The sequence below is a fragment of the Streptomyces sp. NPDC086147 genome (assembly GCF_040702165.1).
In the GTDB taxonomy this organism is placed as follows: Bacteria; Actinomycetota; Actinomycetes; order Streptomycetales; family Streptomycetaceae; genus Streptomyces.
The window spans coordinates 581,830-598,223 of the sequence record NZ_JBFBJO010000001.1 but is presented as its reverse complement, the minus strand read 5'-3'; the positions used below and the strand labels follow the sequence as shown (position 1 = coordinate 598,223).

At 71.5% G+C, this 16,394-nt stretch carries 16 protein-coding genes; 6 read left to right on the top strand and 10 right to left on the bottom strand.

The features are described 5' to 3' along the window. Window positions 1-67: 67 nt before the first annotated feature. From AB0398_RS02880 to AB0398_RS02870, 3 genes are all read right to left on the bottom strand, one after another. Window positions 68-1,483 (bottom strand): cellulase family glycosylhydrolase, encoded by a 1,416-nt coding sequence (locus AB0398_RS02880; RefSeq protein ID WP_366371840.1) that lies wholly within the window; start codon window positions 1,481-1,483, stop codon window positions 68-70. A 105-nt stretch (window positions 1,484-1,588) separates the two neighbouring features. Continuing rightward, a complete protein-coding gene (locus AB0398_RS02875) occupies window positions 1,589-2,554 on the bottom strand; it encodes a quinone oxidoreductase (RefSeq protein ID WP_053640531.1) in 966 nt (321 codons plus the stop codon). A 279-nt stretch (window positions 2,555-2,833) separates the two neighbouring features. Next, window positions 2,834-4,042 carry an NADP-dependent malic enzyme gene (locus AB0398_RS02870; RefSeq protein WP_366371838.1) on the bottom strand — a complete coding sequence of 403 codons (1,209 nt, stop codon included), beginning with the start codon at window positions 4,040-4,042 and terminating at the stop codon, window positions 2,834-2,836. Between the two features lie 537 nt (window positions 4,043-4,579). Here AB0398_RS02870 and AB0398_RS02865 point away from each other — a divergent pair. Genes AB0398_RS02865 through AB0398_RS02855 form a run of 3 tightly spaced genes read left to right on the top strand, consistent with a single transcriptional unit; the run spans window position 4,580 to window position 7,289 of the window. Next, window positions 4,580-5,545, top strand: a complete 966-nt coding sequence (locus AB0398_RS02865) for an ABC transporter substrate-binding protein (protein WP_366371836.1) — start codon at window positions 4,580-4,582, stop codon at window positions 5,543-5,545. A gap of 29 nt (window positions 5,546-5,574) precedes the next feature. Then, complete coding sequence (locus AB0398_RS02860) at window positions 5,575-6,525, top strand: amino acid ABC transporter permease (RefSeq protein ID WP_366371834.1); 951 nt, start codon at window positions 5,575-5,577, stop codon at window positions 6,523-6,525. Continuing rightward, window positions 6,522-7,289, top strand: coding sequence for an amino acid ABC transporter ATP-binding protein (locus tag AB0398_RS02855; RefSeq protein ID WP_366371832.1), 768 nt, complete (start codon window positions 6,522-6,524; stop codon window positions 7,287-7,289). The genes AB0398_RS02860 and AB0398_RS02855 overlap by 4 nt, the downstream gene beginning before the upstream one ends. A 60-nt stretch (window positions 7,290-7,349) precedes the next feature. Here AB0398_RS02855 and AB0398_RS02850 read toward each other — a convergent pair whose 3' ends face one another. Next, on the bottom strand, window positions 7,350-8,099 hold the full coding sequence (locus AB0398_RS02850; RefSeq protein WP_366371830.1) for a class I SAM-dependent methyltransferase: 750 nt from the start codon (window positions 8,097-8,099) through the stop codon (window positions 7,350-7,352). 94 nt (window positions 8,100-8,193) lie between these two features. Between AB0398_RS02850 and AB0398_RS02845 the strand changes: the two genes are divergently transcribed. Then, the gene (locus AB0398_RS02845; RefSeq protein ID WP_366371828.1) at window positions 8,194-8,814 is read left to right on the top strand and encodes a CGNR zinc finger domain-containing protein; all 621 of its coding nucleotides are present in this window, start codon (window positions 8,194-8,196) and stop codon (window positions 8,812-8,814) included. On the opposite strand, the gene sodX is transcribed toward AB0398_RS02845, so the two are convergent. Then, on the bottom strand, window positions 8,727-9,152 hold the full coding sequence (gene sodX, locus AB0398_RS02840; RefSeq protein WP_366371827.1) for a nickel-type superoxide dismutase maturation protease: 426 nt from the start codon (window positions 9,150-9,152) through the stop codon (window positions 8,727-8,729). The genes AB0398_RS02845 and sodX overlap by 88 nt on opposite strands. Before the next feature lie 174 nt (window positions 9,153-9,326). On the opposite strand from sodX, the gene sodN reads away from it, so the two are divergent. Then, entirely contained in the window at window positions 9,327-9,722 is a 396-nt protein-coding gene (gene sodN / locus AB0398_RS02835) for a superoxide dismutase, Ni (RefSeq protein ID WP_366371825.1), read from the top strand. 651 nt (window positions 9,723-10,373) lie between these two features. On the opposite strand, the gene AB0398_RS02830 is transcribed toward sodN, so the two are convergent. Next, complete coding sequence (locus tag AB0398_RS02830; protein ID WP_366371823.1) at window positions 10,374-11,342, bottom strand: LysR family transcriptional regulator; 969 nt, start codon at window positions 11,340-11,342, stop codon at window positions 10,374-10,376. Window positions 11,343-11,527: 185 nt separating this feature from the next. Between AB0398_RS02830 and snpA the strand changes: the two genes are divergently transcribed. Continuing rightward, window positions 11,528-12,181, top strand: a complete 654-nt coding sequence (gene snpA, locus AB0398_RS02825) for a snapalysin (RefSeq protein ID WP_366371821.1) — start codon at window positions 11,528-11,530, stop codon at window positions 12,179-12,181. Between the two features lie 85 nt (window positions 12,182-12,266). On the opposite strand, the gene AB0398_RS02820 is transcribed toward snpA, so the two are convergent. The 4 genes from AB0398_RS02820 to AB0398_RS02805 all read right to left on the bottom strand — a co-directional run bounded on the left by AB0398_RS02820 (window position 12,267) and on the right by AB0398_RS02805 (window position 16,205). Next, window positions 12,267-12,680, bottom strand: a complete 414-nt coding sequence (locus AB0398_RS02820; RefSeq protein WP_366371819.1) for a DUF6304 family protein — start codon at window positions 12,678-12,680, stop codon at window positions 12,267-12,269. A gap of 162 nt (window positions 12,681-12,842) precedes the next feature. After that, a complete protein-coding gene (locus AB0398_RS02815) occupies window positions 12,843-13,424 on the bottom strand; it encodes a dihydrofolate reductase family protein (RefSeq protein WP_366371817.1) in 582 nt (193 codons plus the stop codon). A gap of 214 nt (window positions 13,425-13,638) precedes the next feature. Continuing rightward, complete coding sequence (locus AB0398_RS02810; RefSeq protein ID WP_366372341.1) at window positions 13,639-14,682, bottom strand: family 2 encapsulin nanocompartment cargo protein polyprenyl transferase; 1,044 nt, start codon at window positions 14,680-14,682, stop codon at window positions 13,639-13,641. A 107-nt stretch (window positions 14,683-14,789) separates the two neighbouring features. Beyond that, a complete protein-coding gene (locus AB0398_RS02805) occupies window positions 14,790-16,205 on the bottom strand; it encodes a family 2B encapsulin nanocompartment shell protein (RefSeq protein WP_366371815.1) in 1,416 nt (471 codons plus the stop codon). Window positions 16,206-16,394 lie beyond the last annotated feature (189 nt).

Here is a 16,394-nt window from a genome sequence, read left to right as displayed (position 1 = left end):
GGCGGGAGACGTGAGCGGAGGGCGCGGGCGGGAGGCGTGAGCGGAGGGACGGCGGGGGCCGGGGGCGTCAGCGGCGGGTGACCGTGACCGTCACCCGGGCGTCCGGGGCCCCGAGGACCCAGGCCCTGCCCCGGTCCTTGCGGAGCACGAGGGCCGCGCCCCGGGCCGTCACCCGCCAGTCGCCGGGCGGCAGGGAGAGCTCGGTGACCCGGGGGCCCCGGCGCCCGGCGGCGTCGTACGCGAGGCGGTAGACCCCGGTCCCGGAGTCGTAGGCGGCGGAGCGGACCCGGCCCGCGACCGCCTCCGCGTACGGCTCGGCGGTCAGCTCCTTGTTGGTGCGGAAGGCGCCCGCACCGTCGACCGCGCAGTAGCCGCCGCCGTAGCACCACACGTAGCCCGCCCAGCCGGAGCCGTAGCGGCCGAGGGAGGACATCGCGTCGCGGTAGAAGCGGTTCATCCGCGGCAGGGAGTTGTTGAGCGGCCCCCACTCCCCCACGACCACCGGCACCTTGTACTGCTCGGGGTAGAGGGTGACGGCCCGCTCGTAGCTCTCGATCCAGCCGGCGGCGGGGTCGTAGTCGGCGCCCGCCTCCATGCCGGTGTTGTAGAAGTGCGGGGCGTAGACGACCTTCGGGTCGTGGATCCGGCCGAGCCCGGTGGGCACGCCCTCGCCGACGATGGGAGTCGGCTCCACGAAGATCCAGGCGTCCCGGTCGACCGAGCGGACGGCGTCGGCGAGCCGGTTGTAGAGCGGGGTGAGCTGGTCCCGTTCGATGCGCCGGGCCGCCGTCGCCAGGTCCTCGCCCTCCCGGACCTCTCCCATCGGCTCGTTGATCAGGTCGTAGCCGAGGACGGCCGGGTGGTCGTCGAAGCGGTCGGCGAGCACCCGCCACATGCGGGCCTGGGCGCGCCGCAGGTCCTCGTCCTCGTACAGATGGGTGAAGGCCCGCTGGACGGCGGGCTCGAAGTACTCGGAGAACCAGTCGTCGGGGCGCGGGGTGAAGGGCAGCCCGTCGGTCCTGGTCGCCCACTCGGGGATGCCCCGGTGGCCGAACGCGGGCCCGAAGACGTCCTGGTGGGCGTCGAGGAGGACCTTGACGTCGTGCTTCTCCGCCCAGTCCAGGATCCGTTCGATCTTGCGCAGGTAGTCCTGGCTGTACCGGCCGGGCCGGGGCTCCAGGTCGTCCCAGAAGACCAGGAGGCGGGCGAAGTTGAAGCCCTTGGCCCGCATGTCGCGGAAGTGCTTCTCGGTGACGGCGGAGAGGGCGGCGTCGCCGCGGTTCGCCTTGTCCTCGACGTTCCAGCCGCGCAGGGTGAGGGCGCGGCCGTACTCGTCGGTGAGGACGGGGATGCCGTCGCCGGCCGTGCGTCCGGCCCCGCCCCCGGCCCCTCCCCCCGTCTCGGCGCGGGCGGCTGTCGGGGCGAGCAGCGCGGCGACGACGGCGCTCGCGAGAAGGGTGGTTCGCCAGGTGGTTCGCGGCATGGAGGACCTCCGGCACGACGGTGTGTTCGGGGTGCGCGTGCCGGAGATCCCATCAGTACTACTGACGAGTCATCAAGAGGTCGTCGGAAGATCTTCGGGTGGTCGTCAGGAGGTCGTCAGGACGACCTTTCCGAAGAGGTCGCCCGCGGCCATCTTCTCGAAGCCCTCCCGCGCCCGGTCGAGCGGCAGGACGTCGTCGATGACCGGGCGGAGGCCGGTGGCCGCGCAGAAGGACAGCAGGTCCTCCAGCTCGTCCTTGGAGCCCATGGTGGAGCCGACGACCTTCAGCTCCAGGAAGAAGATCCGGGTCAGCTCGGCGTGCGAGGGGCGGTCGCCGCTGGTGGCGCCGGAGATGACGAGCGTGCCGCCCGGCCGCAGCGACTTGACCGAGTGGGACCAGGTCGCCGCGCCGACGGTCTCGATGACGGCGTCCACCCGCTGCGGGAGCCGCGCCCCCGCCTCGTACGCCTCGACGGCGCCGAGCTCGACGGCCCTCTTGCGCTTCTCCTCGTCGCGGCTGGTGGCGAAGACCCGCAGGCCGGCCGCCTTGCCGAGGGCGATCGCGGCGGTGGCCACGCCGCCGCCCGCGCCCTGCACGAGGACCGAGTCGCCGGGCCGTACGCCGGCGTTGGTGAAGAGCATGCGGTAGGCGGTCAGCCAGGCGGTGGGCAGGCAGGCGGCCTCCTCGAAGGAGAGCTCCTTCGGCTTGGGCAGCACGTTCCAGCGGGGCACGGTGACCCGCTCGGCGAAGGTGCCCTGGTAGCGCTCGGTGAGGATGGACCGGGGCTCGTCCGGGCCGACGCCGTGACCCGTCTGGCCGATCACGGAGTGCAGGACGACCTCGTTGCCGTCCTCGTCGATCCCGGCGGCGTCGCAGCCGAGGATCATCGGCAGCTTCTCCTCGGGCAGGCCCACTCCGCGCAGCGACCACAGGTCGTGGTGGTTGAGGGAGGCGGCCTTGACGGTGACGGTGGTCCACCCGGCCCGTGCCTCGGGTTCGGGGCGTTCGCCCAACTCAAGGCCGTTCAGCGGCTGGTCACGGTCGATTCGGGCGGCGTAGGCAGCGAACATGGCCCCGACCCTAGGGCGCGCGGGCGGGCGGGGGAACCACACCCCGGTGTGACCCGTGTCGCCCGGCGGCCGCGGGGGGCCGTGGCCCACCCCCGTACGAGCCGCCGGGATGCCGTGGCCCCCCGTACGGGCCCCCCGGACAGCCGTGCCCCCCCCCCGCGCGTACGGGCCCGTCAGGAGGCCGGGACCCGGCCCCGTACAAGCGCCCGGAGCGCCCGTACGCCGAAGGGCCCCGTCCCGGCGTACAGGACAGGGCCCTTCGGGCGTACCGGAGGCGCGTCAGCGGCGGGCGACGCCCTCGGCGCGGGCGGCGGCGGCGACCGCGGCCGTGACGGCCGGAGCGACCCGCTCGTCGAACGGCGACGGGATCACGTAGTCGGCGGCGAGCTGGTCGCCGACCACGTCCGCGAGCGCGTTCGCCGCGGCGATCTTCATGCCCTCGGTGATCCGGGAGGCCCGGACCTGGAGCGCGCCGGCGAAGATGCCGGGGAACGCGAGGACGTTGTTGATCTGGTTCGGGTAGTCCGAACGGCCGGTCGCCACGACGGCCGCGTACTTGTGCGCGACGTCGGGGTGGACCTCGGGGTTCGGGTTGGCCATGGCGAACACGAAGGCGTTCGGGGCCATGGAGGCGACGGCCGCCTCGGGGACGGTGCCGCCGGAGACGCCGATGAAGACGTCGGCGCCGGCGAGGGCGTCCTCCAGGGAGCCGGTCAGGCCCGCCTTGTTGGTGATCTCCGCGAGCTCGCGCTTGACGTCCGTGAGGTCGCCGCGGTCGCGGCTGACGATGCCCTTGCGGTCGGCGACGGCGACGTCGCCGAGGCCGGCCTCCAGGAGGAACTTCGCGATGGCGACACCGGCCGCGCCGGCGCCGGAGATGACCGCGCGCAGGTTGCCGAGGTTCCGGTCGGTCAGCTTCGCCGCGTTGCGCAGGGCCGCGAGGGTGACGATGGCGGTGCCGTGCTGGTCGTCGTGGAAGACCGGGATGTCGAGGCGCTCCTGGAGCCTGCGCTCGATCTCGAAGCACCGCGGGGCCGAGATGTCCTCCAGGTTCACGCCGCCGAAGGAGGGGGCGAGCCGGACGACGGTCTCGATGATCTCGTCGGTGTCGGTGGTGGCGAGGGCGATCGGGACCGCGTCCACGCCGCCGAACTGCTTGAAGAGGATGGCCTTCCCCTCCATGACCGGGAGGGAGGCCTCCGGGCCGATGTCGCCGAGGCCGAGCACCGCGGTGCCGTCGGTCACGACCGCGACGACCTGGGACTTCCAGGTGTAGTCGTTGACCAGCTCGGGCTGCTCGGCGATCGCGGTGCACACCTTGGCGACGCCGGGGGTGTACGCGAGGGACAGGTCGTCCTTGTCCCGGAGGGGAACGGTGGCCTGCACGGCCATCTTGCCGCCCCGGTGGAGGGCGAAGACAGGATCGAAGGGCTCCTCGGGAGCCTCCGTACCGCTGTCGTTGCGAGGGTTGACGATCTCCGCTGCCATTGGGTTGACCCCTTGAGTCTGTTTCATTTGAGGGTGGCCGCTCCCGGTTGAGGAGGGGTGGGGAGGCACCGCGGCCGCCTTGTCGGGCAGCCGCTCGGGCACGCCGCACAACGCGCCCTGAGCCCCGGATGAGGGGTGTAAGGATCCTTCTTACCGGACGGACGGCACCGCAGACGAGTCCATAACCGTTCGGTGACACGACTCATACCGAGAGCATCCGGGCACGTACGGGTGATGACACGTCACACGATGTCCATATAGATACCCAGGGCACCCGATTGGTGGCCTTAGTGTCGTCCGAATGGCGAGATCAACCGGAGATTTTTCGGTGTCGTGGAAGGTATTCCGCAGAAGGTCCGGCCTTGATGGAGCGGTCTGTCGTGATTCGGGGGTCACCCGTTACCCGATTTTGACATCCGTGGCCGTCGGTTTGAGGCAGTCCGAATGGCAAGATGCCGTAATCACACGAGGCCGCGACACTCGAAGATGCGTACGTGGCCACCTGGCATCTCCCTGATACGCCGGAGGAACCCGACCATGACCGCACGCTCCACGCGTTGTACGACCGCCAAGACCCGCACCTCCCGTCTTGCCGCGGTCGCCGCCATCGCGGTCGCCGGCTCCATGCTGCTGACCGCCTGTGGCGACCAGACCGAGGGCGGCACGTCCGGGGGCACCTCGCCCTCGGGGAAGCCCGCCTCCAACGCCCCGCTCTTCTCGAAGCTCCCGGCCGACATCCAGAAGTCCGGCGTCATCAAGGTCGGCACGGACGCCTCGTACGCCCCGATGGAGTTCACCGAGGGCGGCAAGATCGTCGGCGTCGACCCCGACATCGCGCAGGCCCTGAGCAAGCAGCTCGGCGTGAAGCTGGAGTTCGTCTCGGGCACCTTCGACGGCCTGATCACCTCGATCTACAGCGGTCGCCAGGACCTGATCATGTCCTCGATGACGGACAACAAGAAGCGCCAGGAGGGCCTGGACGACAACGGGAAGAAGATCGGCAAGGGCATCGACTTCGTCGACTACTTCAGCTCCGGCGTCTCCCTCCTGGTCAAGAAGGGCAACCCGCAGGGCATCAACTCGCTCGACGACCTCTGCGGCAAGACCGTGGCCGTCCAGCGCGGCACGATCTACGAGGACACCTTCAAGGCGCAGGCCACCAAGTGCGGCGACAAGAAGCTGACCATCCAGGCCTTCGACACCGACGCCGAGGCCCAGACCCGCGTCAAGGCCGGCGGCGCGGTCGCCGACCTGAACGACTACCCGGTGGCCGCGTACATCGCGAAGACCTCGGGCGGCGGCAACGACTTCGAGGTCGTCGGCAGCCAGAGCGACGTCGGCCTCTTCGGCATCGGCGTCTCCAAGGACAAGCCCCAGCTGCGCGACGCCGTCAAGGAAGCGCTCGACGCCATCATCAAGGACGGCACCTACGCCGAGGCCCTGAAGAAGTGGGACGTCGAGGACAGCGCGGTCAAGTCGGCCACCGTCAACGCCGGCAAGTGACCTCGTCGCACCACTGAAGGGCAGTCGTCATGACTGACAAGATCCACAAGGACCCGGCCGCCGCTCCGGCCGGGTCCGGCCCCTCGGGCCCCTCCCCGTACGAGGCGATCAAGGCCGTCCCCGTGCGGCACTACGGCCGCTGGGTCAGCGCCGTGGTGGTCGTGGTCCTCCTCGGCTGGCTGGTCTACGCCTTCTCCCAGGGCAACGTCATCTGGGACACGGTGTGGGACAAGGTGTTCGACCCGTCGATCATCAGCGGCCTGTGGAACACCATCATCATCAGCGTCGCCTCGATGGCGCTCGGCCTCGTCCTCGGCATCCTCTTCGCCGTGATGCGGCTCTCCAAGAACCCGGTCACCGGCGCGGTGGCCTGGCTCTACATCTGGTTCTTCCGCGGCACGCCGGTCTACGTGCAGCTGCTCGTCTGGTTCAACCTGTCGCTGATCTTCCAGTACATCGACCTCGGGCCGATCTACAAGAACGAGACCGTGGACGTCATGACGCCGTTCATGGTGGCCCTGCTCGGCCTCGGCCTGAACGAGGGCGCCTACATGGCGGAGATCGTCCGGGCCGGCATCCAGTCGGTCGACGAGGGCCAGACCGAGGCGGCGCACGCGCTCGGCATGTCCCAGACGAAGACCATGGGCCGGATCGTCCTGCCGCAGGCCATGCGGGTGATTGTGCCGCCGACGGGCAACGAGTTCATCAACATGCTGAAGACCTCGTCGCTGGTCTCGGCCGTGCAGTACACCGAACTCCTGCGGGCCTCGTCGAACATCGGCAGCACGGCCGGCGCCGTGATGGAGATGCTCTTCGTCGCCTCCATCTGGTACCTGGCGCTGACCAGCGTGTTCAGCGTGGGGCAGTACTACCTGGAGCGTCGCTTCTCCCGCGGTTCGACCCGCAACCTGCCGCCCACCCCCTGGCAGCGGATCAAGGCGAACCTGAGCACGTTCAAGCGCCCGGAGGTGTCCCGATGACCGGCGAGCCCATGGTCAAGGCAGAAGGCGTCCACAAGTCCTACGGCGCCGCCCACATCCTCCGGGGCATCGACCTGGAGGTCCGCAACGGCGAGGTCTTCTGCCTGGTCGGCCCGTCCGGCTCCGGCAAGTCGACCTTCCTGCGGTGCATCAACCACCTGGAGCGCATCGACGCCGGCCGGCTCTCGGTCGACGGGCACCTGGTGGGCTACCGCCAGAAGGGCGACAAGCTCTACGAGCTGAAGGACAGCGAGGTCGCGCTCCAGCGCCGCGACATCGGCATGGTCTTCCAGCGCTTCAACCTCTTCCCGCACATGACGGCCCTGGCCAACGTCATGGAGGCGCCCATCCAGGTGAAGGGCGAGTCGAAGGCGGTGGCGCGCGAGCGCGCCGAGCGCCTGCTCGACCGGGTCGGCCTGCGGGACAAGATGGGGAACTACCCCTCGCAGCTCTCCGGCGGCCAGCAGCAGCGCGTGGCCATCGCCCGCGCGCTGGCGATGGAGCCGAAGCTGATGCTCTTCGACGAGCCCACCTCGGCGCTCGACCCGGAGCTGGTGGGCGACGTCCTCGACGTCATGCGGGACCTGGCCGAGTCGGGCATGACGATGGTCGTCGTCACGCACGAGATGGGCTTCGCCCGCGAGGTCGGCGACTCGCTGGTCTTCATGGACGGCGGCGTGGTGGTCGAGTCGGGCAACCCGCGCGACGTCCTGGGCAACCCGCAGCACGACCGGACGAAGGCGTTCCTGTCCAAGGTGCTGTAGGACGTACGGGAAGGGGCGGTACGGGATCTCCCGTACCGCCCCTTCCCGCGTGCCCGGCCGCTACTTCACGGCGAGGAGCAGGGTGTCGGAGGGCGAGGCCCAGACGGCCCGGGCCTCGCCGAAGCCGGCGGCGCGGAGGGTGTCGGCGTGCCAGCGCGGGGAGGGCATGTCGCCGTCGGCGTGCTCGCCGTAGATCTCGAAGCGGCGGGCGGTGGGGCCGGCGAGGACGGGGTCCTTGGCGGCGAGGGCCCACCAGTCGGCCCAGTCGAGGACGCCGGCGGCCTTCTCGCGGTCCATGCGCGCGTGCCGCTGAGCGCGCTCGGCGGCGTTGATGCGGGGCGTGGTCCCGTCGATCATGTGGTCGGCGTTCATGAAGACGCCGCCGTCCCGGACGAGCCCGGCGAGCTGCCCGTAGAGGGCGGCGAGGGGCTCGGCGTGGAGCCAGTGCAGGGCGGTGGCGGTGAGGACGGCGTCGTACGCGTCGTACGGCAGGTCCGCGGTCCACGCGGGGTCCTTGAGGTCGGCGGTCACGAAGGCGACGCGCTCGTCCCCGGCGAAGTACCCCTCGGCGATGGCGAGCAGCGCGGGATCCAGGTCGACACCGGTACTGGTCGCCTCCGGGAACCTCTTGAGGAGCCGATCCGTGATACTTCCCGTACCGCACGCGAGGTCGAGGACGCGGGGCTTCGGCCCCACCAGCGCCTCGACCATGTCGAGCATCACGCGGAACCGCTCCTCGCGGTCCGGCATGTACCACTCCTGCTGACGGTCCCAGCTCTGCTGCCAGCCCGCCCAGTCGGTTCCGGTCATCGCCGTGCCCTCCCCACTTCGTAATACCCTCGAAGGGGAAACAGCCGTTACCCCCTTCGACCGAGACACTAGCCCGCCGAAGTAAGGACTACAAGTGGAACTGGCCCATTACTCGGATTTCGCCGTGCGTCTGGTCAACACCGAGGAGCCGGCCCGCGGCAAGGACTCCCTCACCTCCGTCGAGGTGGTGCGGGACCTCTTCGGCTCGGCCTCCCAGATGGCCCGGCGGGTCACCGAGGCGGACGTGCCGCGCTTCCGCGCGATCCGGACCCGGCTGCGGGCGGTCTTCACGGCGGCCGACGAGGGCGACCACACGGGGGCCGTGGACCTCCTGAACTCCCTGCTCCTGGAGTTCCCGGTCAGCCCCCAGATCTCGGGCCACGACTTCCTCGACGAGGCGGGGCGGCCCCGCTGGCACATGCACCTCGCGGACCACTCCTCGAACGCGACGACGGGGTACGCGGCCATCTGCGCGATGGGGCTGGCCTTCCACCTGACCGAGTTCGGCGCGGACCGGCTGGGCCTGTGCCAGGCGCCGCCGTGCCGCAACGCCTACCTGGACACCTCCACCAACCGCTCCCGGCGCTACTGCTCGGACCGCTGCGCGACCCGCGCGAACGTGGCCGCCTACCGGGCCCGCAAGCGCCTGGAGGCGGAGCGCACGGGCCTGACGCACGAGAACAGCCAGGAGAGCACCACCCCGGCCGACCGCTGACGCCCCGGCGTCACCGGCCGGTACCGCGCCCGTACGCGCCCGAGCACGAGTTCGGGCGGTACGGCCCCGAAGACCCGGCTGTCCCCCTCGGCGTCCCGGTTGTCGCCGAGCACCCACCAGCCGCCGTCGCGTCGCTCGATCAGACGCTTCACGACGAGCAGGTCCTGCTGGAGCGGATGGCGCAGCACGGCCACGTTCCCGGGCCGCAGCCGGCCGCCGTAGTGCACGAGCAGCCGGTCGCCGTGCAGCAGCGTGGGCACCATCGACACGCCCGTCACCTCGGCGATCCCGAACGGAGGACCGGCCTCCCCCGCCCGTTCCCGCCCCGACCCGCTCATCCGGCACCTCCCGATCCGCCCGCGCGCGGGCCCTGTGACCCGCTCGTCCACTCGTACACGAGTCGCATGCCGACCCTGGACTTTTGACCTAAGCCCCAGGGGGCGCCCGCGAAAACGCCCTTCTCACCGAGTAATGTCCCACCTGAGAAGACGATCACGAGGAAGGACGGCTCAATGCTCTCCCGCCTGTTTGCCCCCAAGGTGAAGGTCAGCGCCCACTGCGACCTCCCGTGCGGCGTGTACGACCCGGCCCAGGCCCGTATCGAGGCCGAGTCCGTCAAGGCTGTCCAGGAGAAGTACCAGGCCAACGAGGACCCGCACTTCCGGGCCCGCGCCACGGTCATCAAGGAGCAGCGCGCGGAGCTCGCCAAGCACCACGTCTCGGTGCTCTGGAGCGACTACTTCAAGGCCCCGCACTTCGAGAAGTACCCGCAGCTCAACCAGCTGGTCAACGACACCCTGAAGGCCCTCTCGGCCGCCAAGGCGTCGACGGACCCGAAGACGGGCGAGGCGGCGCTGGAGCTCATCGCCGAGATCGACCGGATCTTCTGGGAGACGAAGAAGGCCTGATCTCCCTCCGGGCGTTCCGACCCTCGTCCTCGCGGGTCGTACCGCCCGGCCTGTCCGCACCCGGTCCGCGGGTCGCCGAACACGGCGTCCCCCGACGGCCCGGGTGCGGTCTTCGTTTCTCCCCTGCGAATGCGCGCGGAGAGGCGGCCCGCTCCCCGGGGCGGCCACGGGCGCTCGGGCGCCGGTCCGGGCGGAGCCGTGAGCGCGGTCCGGCCCCTACGCCGACGGCCGAACCGTTCCGGGGCCGCAGTGTCCTCGGACCGCTCCGCCAGCCACTGGATCGCCTCCCCCTGCCCCTCCGCGAACGGGTCGTCCGCCAGGTCGCGTGCCCGGCCCAGGGGCCGCGCGGCGCTCCTCCTCCGCGGCGACGAGACCGGTGACGTCCTCGCCCCAGGTCGCCAGCCGCTCCCGGGCGATCCACCGGTGGTACGAGTCCGCGCTCACGGCGAGCGCGTACCGGGATACGGACGGGGCGAGGGCGGGGTCCGCCACAGGTCGAAGCCGTCGGCGGGTTGGACCTCCAGGACGGGGTGCAGGGCGATCATCCGGAGAGTGTGCGTCGGCGCGTGACGGGCGCGCCAGGGGGTTTCGGGGCGACTCTCCGTCGCGCACACCGGGGTCGGGCAACAGGCCCGCCGACGCCCCTGTCGCTCACACCGGTGTCGGGCACGGGCCCACCGACACCTCCGCCGCCGCCCCCTGCCCCCGTAACCACTCGCGGTACGGGGCCGCGCGCAGGGCCGCCTCGCGGTAGGCGGCGGCGAGTTCCGCGTACAGGGTGTCCAGCGGCGCGCCCGGGCGCGCGTACAGGAGGAGGCGGACGGCCAGGGGGTCGCCGCGCAGGGGCCGGATGGCCATGTCCTCGCGCGGGCCCGAGGTCGGCTGGCAGGGCGCGACGGCCTCGCCGAGGGCGATGAGCGAGGCGGCCGTGTGGTAGTCGCCGTGCAGCAGCGGCGGATCGATCCCGGCGGCGTGCAGGACCCTGCGCAGGCCGTCCCATTCGCCGTCGACGGTCGGGTCGACCATCCAGTGGTCGTCGGCGAGGTCGGCGAGGTCCACGACGGGCCGGGCGGCGGCCGGGTGGTCGCGGGCCATGGAGACGAACTGCGGTTCGCGGGCGACCAGGACACGTCCCGTGAGCCCCTCGGGGACCTGTAACGGACAGCCCTCCACCTCGTGCACGAAGGCCACGTCGAGCTGGCCGGCGGCGACCATGCGGAGCAGCGCGTGGGCGGAGACGTCCACCCGCAGGCCGACCTCGGTGCCGGGCAGCCGCTGGCGGAGGCGGCGGAGCCAGCCGGGGAGCGCCCGGCTGGCGGTGGAGCCGACGCGGAGGCCGGACCCTTCGGCGCGGGAGGCCGCGGCCCGGGTCTCGGTGACGAGCGCGGCCATGTCGGCGACCAGGGGGCGGGCCCGGCTGAGCAGCGAGCGGCCGAGCGGGGTGGGGCGGCAGCCGGTGCGGCCGCGCGAGAAGAGTTCGGCGCCCAGGGAGTTCTCGATCCGGCGCAGCTGGGTGGTCAACGAGGGCTGACTCATGCCCAGTTGGCGCGCCGCCTTGTGCAGGCTGCCCGCGTCCGCGATGGCGCAGAGCGCGCGCAGATGTCTCACCTCCAGCTCCATGCCCCGAGGGTAGGGCGGCTCCCTGAGTCGCACCAGATACCCGGAACCCCTCAATCACCTTTCATTCCAAGGTCGTTGATGGGCTAAGGAGGGGTGATGCGGTGGGGCTATCGGGGGTTGGCATCATCCCCACGCGCCCCGGCTCCCTCCAGACTCTCCCCAACCCCACACAGGAGGAGCCCCCCATGCTTCGTTCCAAGGTCCTCACCTCCGCGCTGACCGCCGCCCTCGGCGTCGGTCTCGCCGCCTCCCTCGGCGCGTCGCCGGCCGTCGCCACGTCCGACGACCGGGCCGTGTCCCCCGTCAACGCCACGGTGGCGTACGCAGGTTCGGCCGCGGAGGCCAAGGCCAACCAGGCCTTCTTCGACGCCGTCGTGAAGTCGGTGGCGAAGAAGCGTGCCGCCGCCCCCGGCGCGGCCGCCGTCACCGTCGTCTACAGCGCCTCCAACGCGCCGAGCTTCCGCACCCAGATCGCCCGCTCGACCCAGATATGGAACAGCTCGGTGGTGAACGTCCGGCTCGTCGAGGGCAGCAACCCCGACTTCCGCTACTACGAGGGCAACGACTCCCGCGGCTCGTACGCCAGCACCGACGGCCACGGCGGCGGCTACATCTTCCTCGACTACCGGCAGAACCAGCAGTACGACTCGACCCGGGTCACCGCCCACGAGACCGGGCACGTCCTCGGCCTCCCGGACCGCTACAGCGGCCCGTGCAGCGAGCTGATGTCGGGCGGCGGCCCCGGCACGTCCTGCCGGAACGCCCAGCCGAACGCACAGGAGCGTGCGCGCGTCGACCAGCTGTGGCGCTACGGCCTCGCCTCGGCCTTCAAGAACTGACGCGTCAGGAACAGTACGAGTACGACGGCGGCGTCCCTCCCCGGGCGCCGCCGTCCTCGTTGCCGTTCCCGGGCCTTTCGGCCCGTCAGGCGGGCTGGAGGAGGCCGCGGCCGAAGTCCGCGCCGGGCGGCAGCTGGCGGCGGACCCGGTCGAGGGCCCCCTCGAAGTCGCCCCCCGCGACGCATGCCTCGAAGGCGGCGCCGCCGTAGTGCAGCGTGAGGCTGAGGTCGGGCCGCTCGCCGAGCGTCAGCAGACAGCTCAGCGCGGCCTGCTGGGAGGCGCCGTCCACGACGACGGGGAGCGGCAGGTCCCACTCCAGGACGCAGCCGGTGAGGGTCTGCCCGTTGGCGTCAGCGAGCGCGGCGAAGCTCTCGCCCGCGTACTCGGTGCCCCTGATCCGGACGGCGACGTGCCGCCCGTCGGCCGTGATGGCGATCGCTTCCGCGCCGCTGCGGTCCCGGTACCAGCCGGTCCAGACTTCCGTCGACTCCGATGACATGCGCGGACTGTAGCGGTACGAGCGGCTCCGCCGCGCGTCCGGCCACCCCGTGGCCGGACTTCTCCCGATCTCATCGTTCTTGCCGGTCACGTGCGGTGTCGCGGCTTCCGCACCCTCGCGCTCCTCGTGACCGCCGCTCACGTGCGCCGTCGTACGCCCGCGCTACCGCTTCCTGGAGTACCGGCGGACGAGCACGCCGTTGTCGAAGGCGCGGACGTCGTCGAGTTCGAAGTCCCGGGGCTCGAAGCCGGTGCCGAACATCGGCATGCCGCTGCCGTACACCTGCGGATAGGTCTTGATGATCAGTTCGTCGATCTCCTCGACGAGTTCGCCGGCGACGGTGGATCCGCCGCAGAGCCAGATGTCGAACGGGCTCTCCTCGGCCTTGAGTTCGCGGACGCGGCCGACGAGGTCGCCGGAGATCAGCTCGACGTTCGGGTGGGGCGACTCGGCCAGGGAGCGGGTCGCGACGAGTTCGCGCAGGTGGTTGTAGGGGCTGGTGACGCCGATGTCCAGGGCGAGCCGGTACGACCCCATCCCCTGGATCACGGTGTCGAAGCGCTCGTTGGGGTTGTCGATGCCGAGTGCTTCGCGGCCCTGGGTGGGGACCGTCTCGGGGTACTCGGCGTTCATCCACCCGAGGTACGCCTCGTCCACGTACTTGTACATGGACGAGGCGTCGCCCTCGGGGTCGCCTATGAAGCCGTCGATGGTGCAGGCGATGTAGTAGGTGAGCTTGCGCAAACCGGTCCTCTTTCGCTGGGGGAAGTTCCGGGAAGCGGACCACGTCCGCAACCACGTCAGCCATAGTGCTCTGCTTGTAGTGGTTACGCAAGCCTTTTCGTCGACGCCCATGGGATCGGCCGCGCTCGGCCACGTGTCGGGTACGGACGGAGCCCCGCGCGGCGGGGGATCCGGACCGTCCCCGGGCGTGACCGCCCCCGGCCCGGGGCGGGGCTCAGCGCGTGCGTCGGGTGACGAACTCCGCCAGGGCCAGCAGGTCCCCCGCGGCCGCCAGGTCCGGCACCGCCCGCGCCAGGTGCTCGACGGCGCGGCCCATCCGCTCGGCCGCCTGGGCCTGCGCCCAGTCGCGTCCCCCGGCCCGCTCCACCGCGTCCGCCGCCGCCCGCACCCCCGCCGCGTCGAGCACCGGCCGGGAGTACAGCTCGGCCAGCTCCTCCCCCGCCGGGGTCCCGGAGGTGAGCGCCGCCACCACGGGCAGCGACTTCTTGCGGGCGGCCAGGTCGGCACCGGCCGGCTTCCCCGTGCGCTCCGGATCCCCCCAGATACCGATGAGGTCGTCGATGAGCTGGAAGGCGAGCCCCGCCTCCCGGCCGAAGGCGTCCATCGCCGCGACCTCCTCCTCGCCCGCTCCGGCGTAGAGCGCGCCGAGGGCGCAAGCGCAGCCGAGCAGCGCGCCGGTCTTGGCGGTGGCCATGGCCGCGCACTCGTCGAGGGAGACCTCGCGCGGGCCGCGCCGCTCGAAGGCGCAGTCCGCCTGCTGCCCCGCGCAGAGCTCGATGACGCAGGCGGCGAGGCGCGCGGAGGCGGCCGCCGAGGCGGGGTGCGGGTCCTCGGCGAGCAGCCGCAGGGCGAGCGCGCTCATCGCGTCGCCCGCCATCAGCGCGTCCGGGATGCCGAAGACCGTCCAGGCGGTGGGCCGGTGGCGCCGGGTCGGGTCCCCGTCGACGATGTCGTCGTGGAGCAGGGTGAAGTTGTGCGCGAGCTCCACCGCGGCGGCGGCCTTCACGGCCCGGGCCTCCTCGGCGCCGAGCGCGCGGGCCGCGGCGAGGACGAGGGCGGGCCGGATGGCCTTGCCCGCCTGCTCGGCGGCTGGGGAGCCGTCGGCGTGCTCCCAGCCGAAGTGGTACATCGCCACCCGGCGTATGGACCTGGGCAGGGTCTCGACGGTCGAGCGGAGCTGGGGCTGGACGGCCGTCCGCGTCCGGTCCAGGAGCACCATGGCTCCCTGCCCGTCGGTGGCGGCATCCGCGCTGGTCATGGTCACGGTCACTTCCTTCGCGTCCTTCACGGCGGTCGTCCGCCGCAGCGGGCCGGGAACGCCCGGGGGCGGGAGGGTCCACTCCCCCGCCCCCGGGCGCCGCCGGTTCAGCGCCAGCGGCTGACCTCGACGTTCTCCAGGACGCCGAGCGCGTCCGGGACGAGGACCGCGGCCGAGTAGTAGGCGGTGACCAGGTAGGAGATGATCGCCTGCTCGTCGATGCCCATGAAGCGGACGGAGAGACTGGGCTCGATCTCGTCGGGGATACCGGTCTGGTGCAGACCGATCACGCCCTGGTCGGCCTCGCCGGTGCGCATGCAGATGATCGAGGTGGTGCGGGCGTCCGAGACCGGGATCTTGTTGCACGGGTAGATCGGGACGCCGCGCCAGGTCGGGATGCGGTTGCCGTTGACGTCGATGGTCTCGGGCACCAGACCGCGCTTGTTGAGCTCGCGGCCGAAGGCGGCGATGGCGCGCGGGTGGGCGAGGAACAGCTTGGAGCCCCGGCGGCGGGAGAGCAGCTCGTCCATGTCGTCCGGGCCGGGCGCGCCGTCGTGGGGCTGGATCCGCTGCTCGTAGTCGCAGTTGGAGAGGAGGCCGAACTCCTTGTTGTTGACGAGCTCGTACTCCTGGCGCTCGCGGAGCGCCTCGACCGTGAGCCGCAACTGCTGCTCGGTCTGGTTCATCGGCTGGTTGTAGAGGTCGGCGACGCGGCTGTGGACCTTCAGCACGGTCTGGGCGACGCTCAGCTCGTACTCGCGGGGCGAGGCGTCGTAGTCGACGTACGTGTGCGGGACGACGGCCTCGCCGACGTGGCCGGCGGAGAGGTCGATGGCGGCCTCGCCGTACTTGTTGGTGCGCTGCTCGGGCAGGGCGGCGACGGCCGCGAGGTGGGTGGCGAGCGAGCCGGCCCGGTCCGCGAGGTTCCGCACGTCGGCCCGGGTGAGCTCCAGGACCGTGCAGGCGGTGGCGGCCCGGGCGGTCCACTCCCAGGTGGCGTCCTCGCGGATCAGGGAGGACTCGCCGAGGTAGGCGCCGTCGGCGAGGACGCCGAGGACGGCCTCGTCGCCGTACGGCCCCTCGCCGATCTGCTCGATCCGGCCGTGGGCGAGGAGGTACACCCGGTCGGTGGGGGTGCCCGAGACCGCGATGGTCTCGCCCGCCGCGTACTCCCGCTGGGTGCAGCGGGACGCGAGCTCGGAGAGCGCCTCCTCGTCCTCGTAGCCGCGCAGGGCGGGGAGTTCGCCGAGTTCGGCGGGGATCACCGCGACGTGCTCGCCCGTCTGGACGAAGGTGACGCGCCCGTCCCCCACGGAGTAGCTGAGCCTCCGGTTTACCCGGTACGTGCCGCCCTGCACCTGGACCCACGGCAACGCCCGCAGCAGCCACCGGGAGGTGATCTCCTGCATCTGCGGGGCCGACTTGGTGGTCGTGGCGAGGTTCCGCGCGGCGGCGGTGCCGAGACTCTGCTGCGGCGCCTGCTGCTCCGCGAGGACCTCGTCGCCAACCGAACCTACGGACATGGAACTCCCTCTCGTATGACTGAGTTGCGGGAGAAGCCTTTCAGTACGCACCGTGTCCGCGCCATTACACAATCGAGTGGGACTGTTCGAAGATCTTCGGGGCATGTCACCGGTTTTTCCATCCTGACGATGGAGCCCCGGCAACCCCTTCGGCCGCCCTGTCCGGATCGGCTCGCACACGGTCCGAAC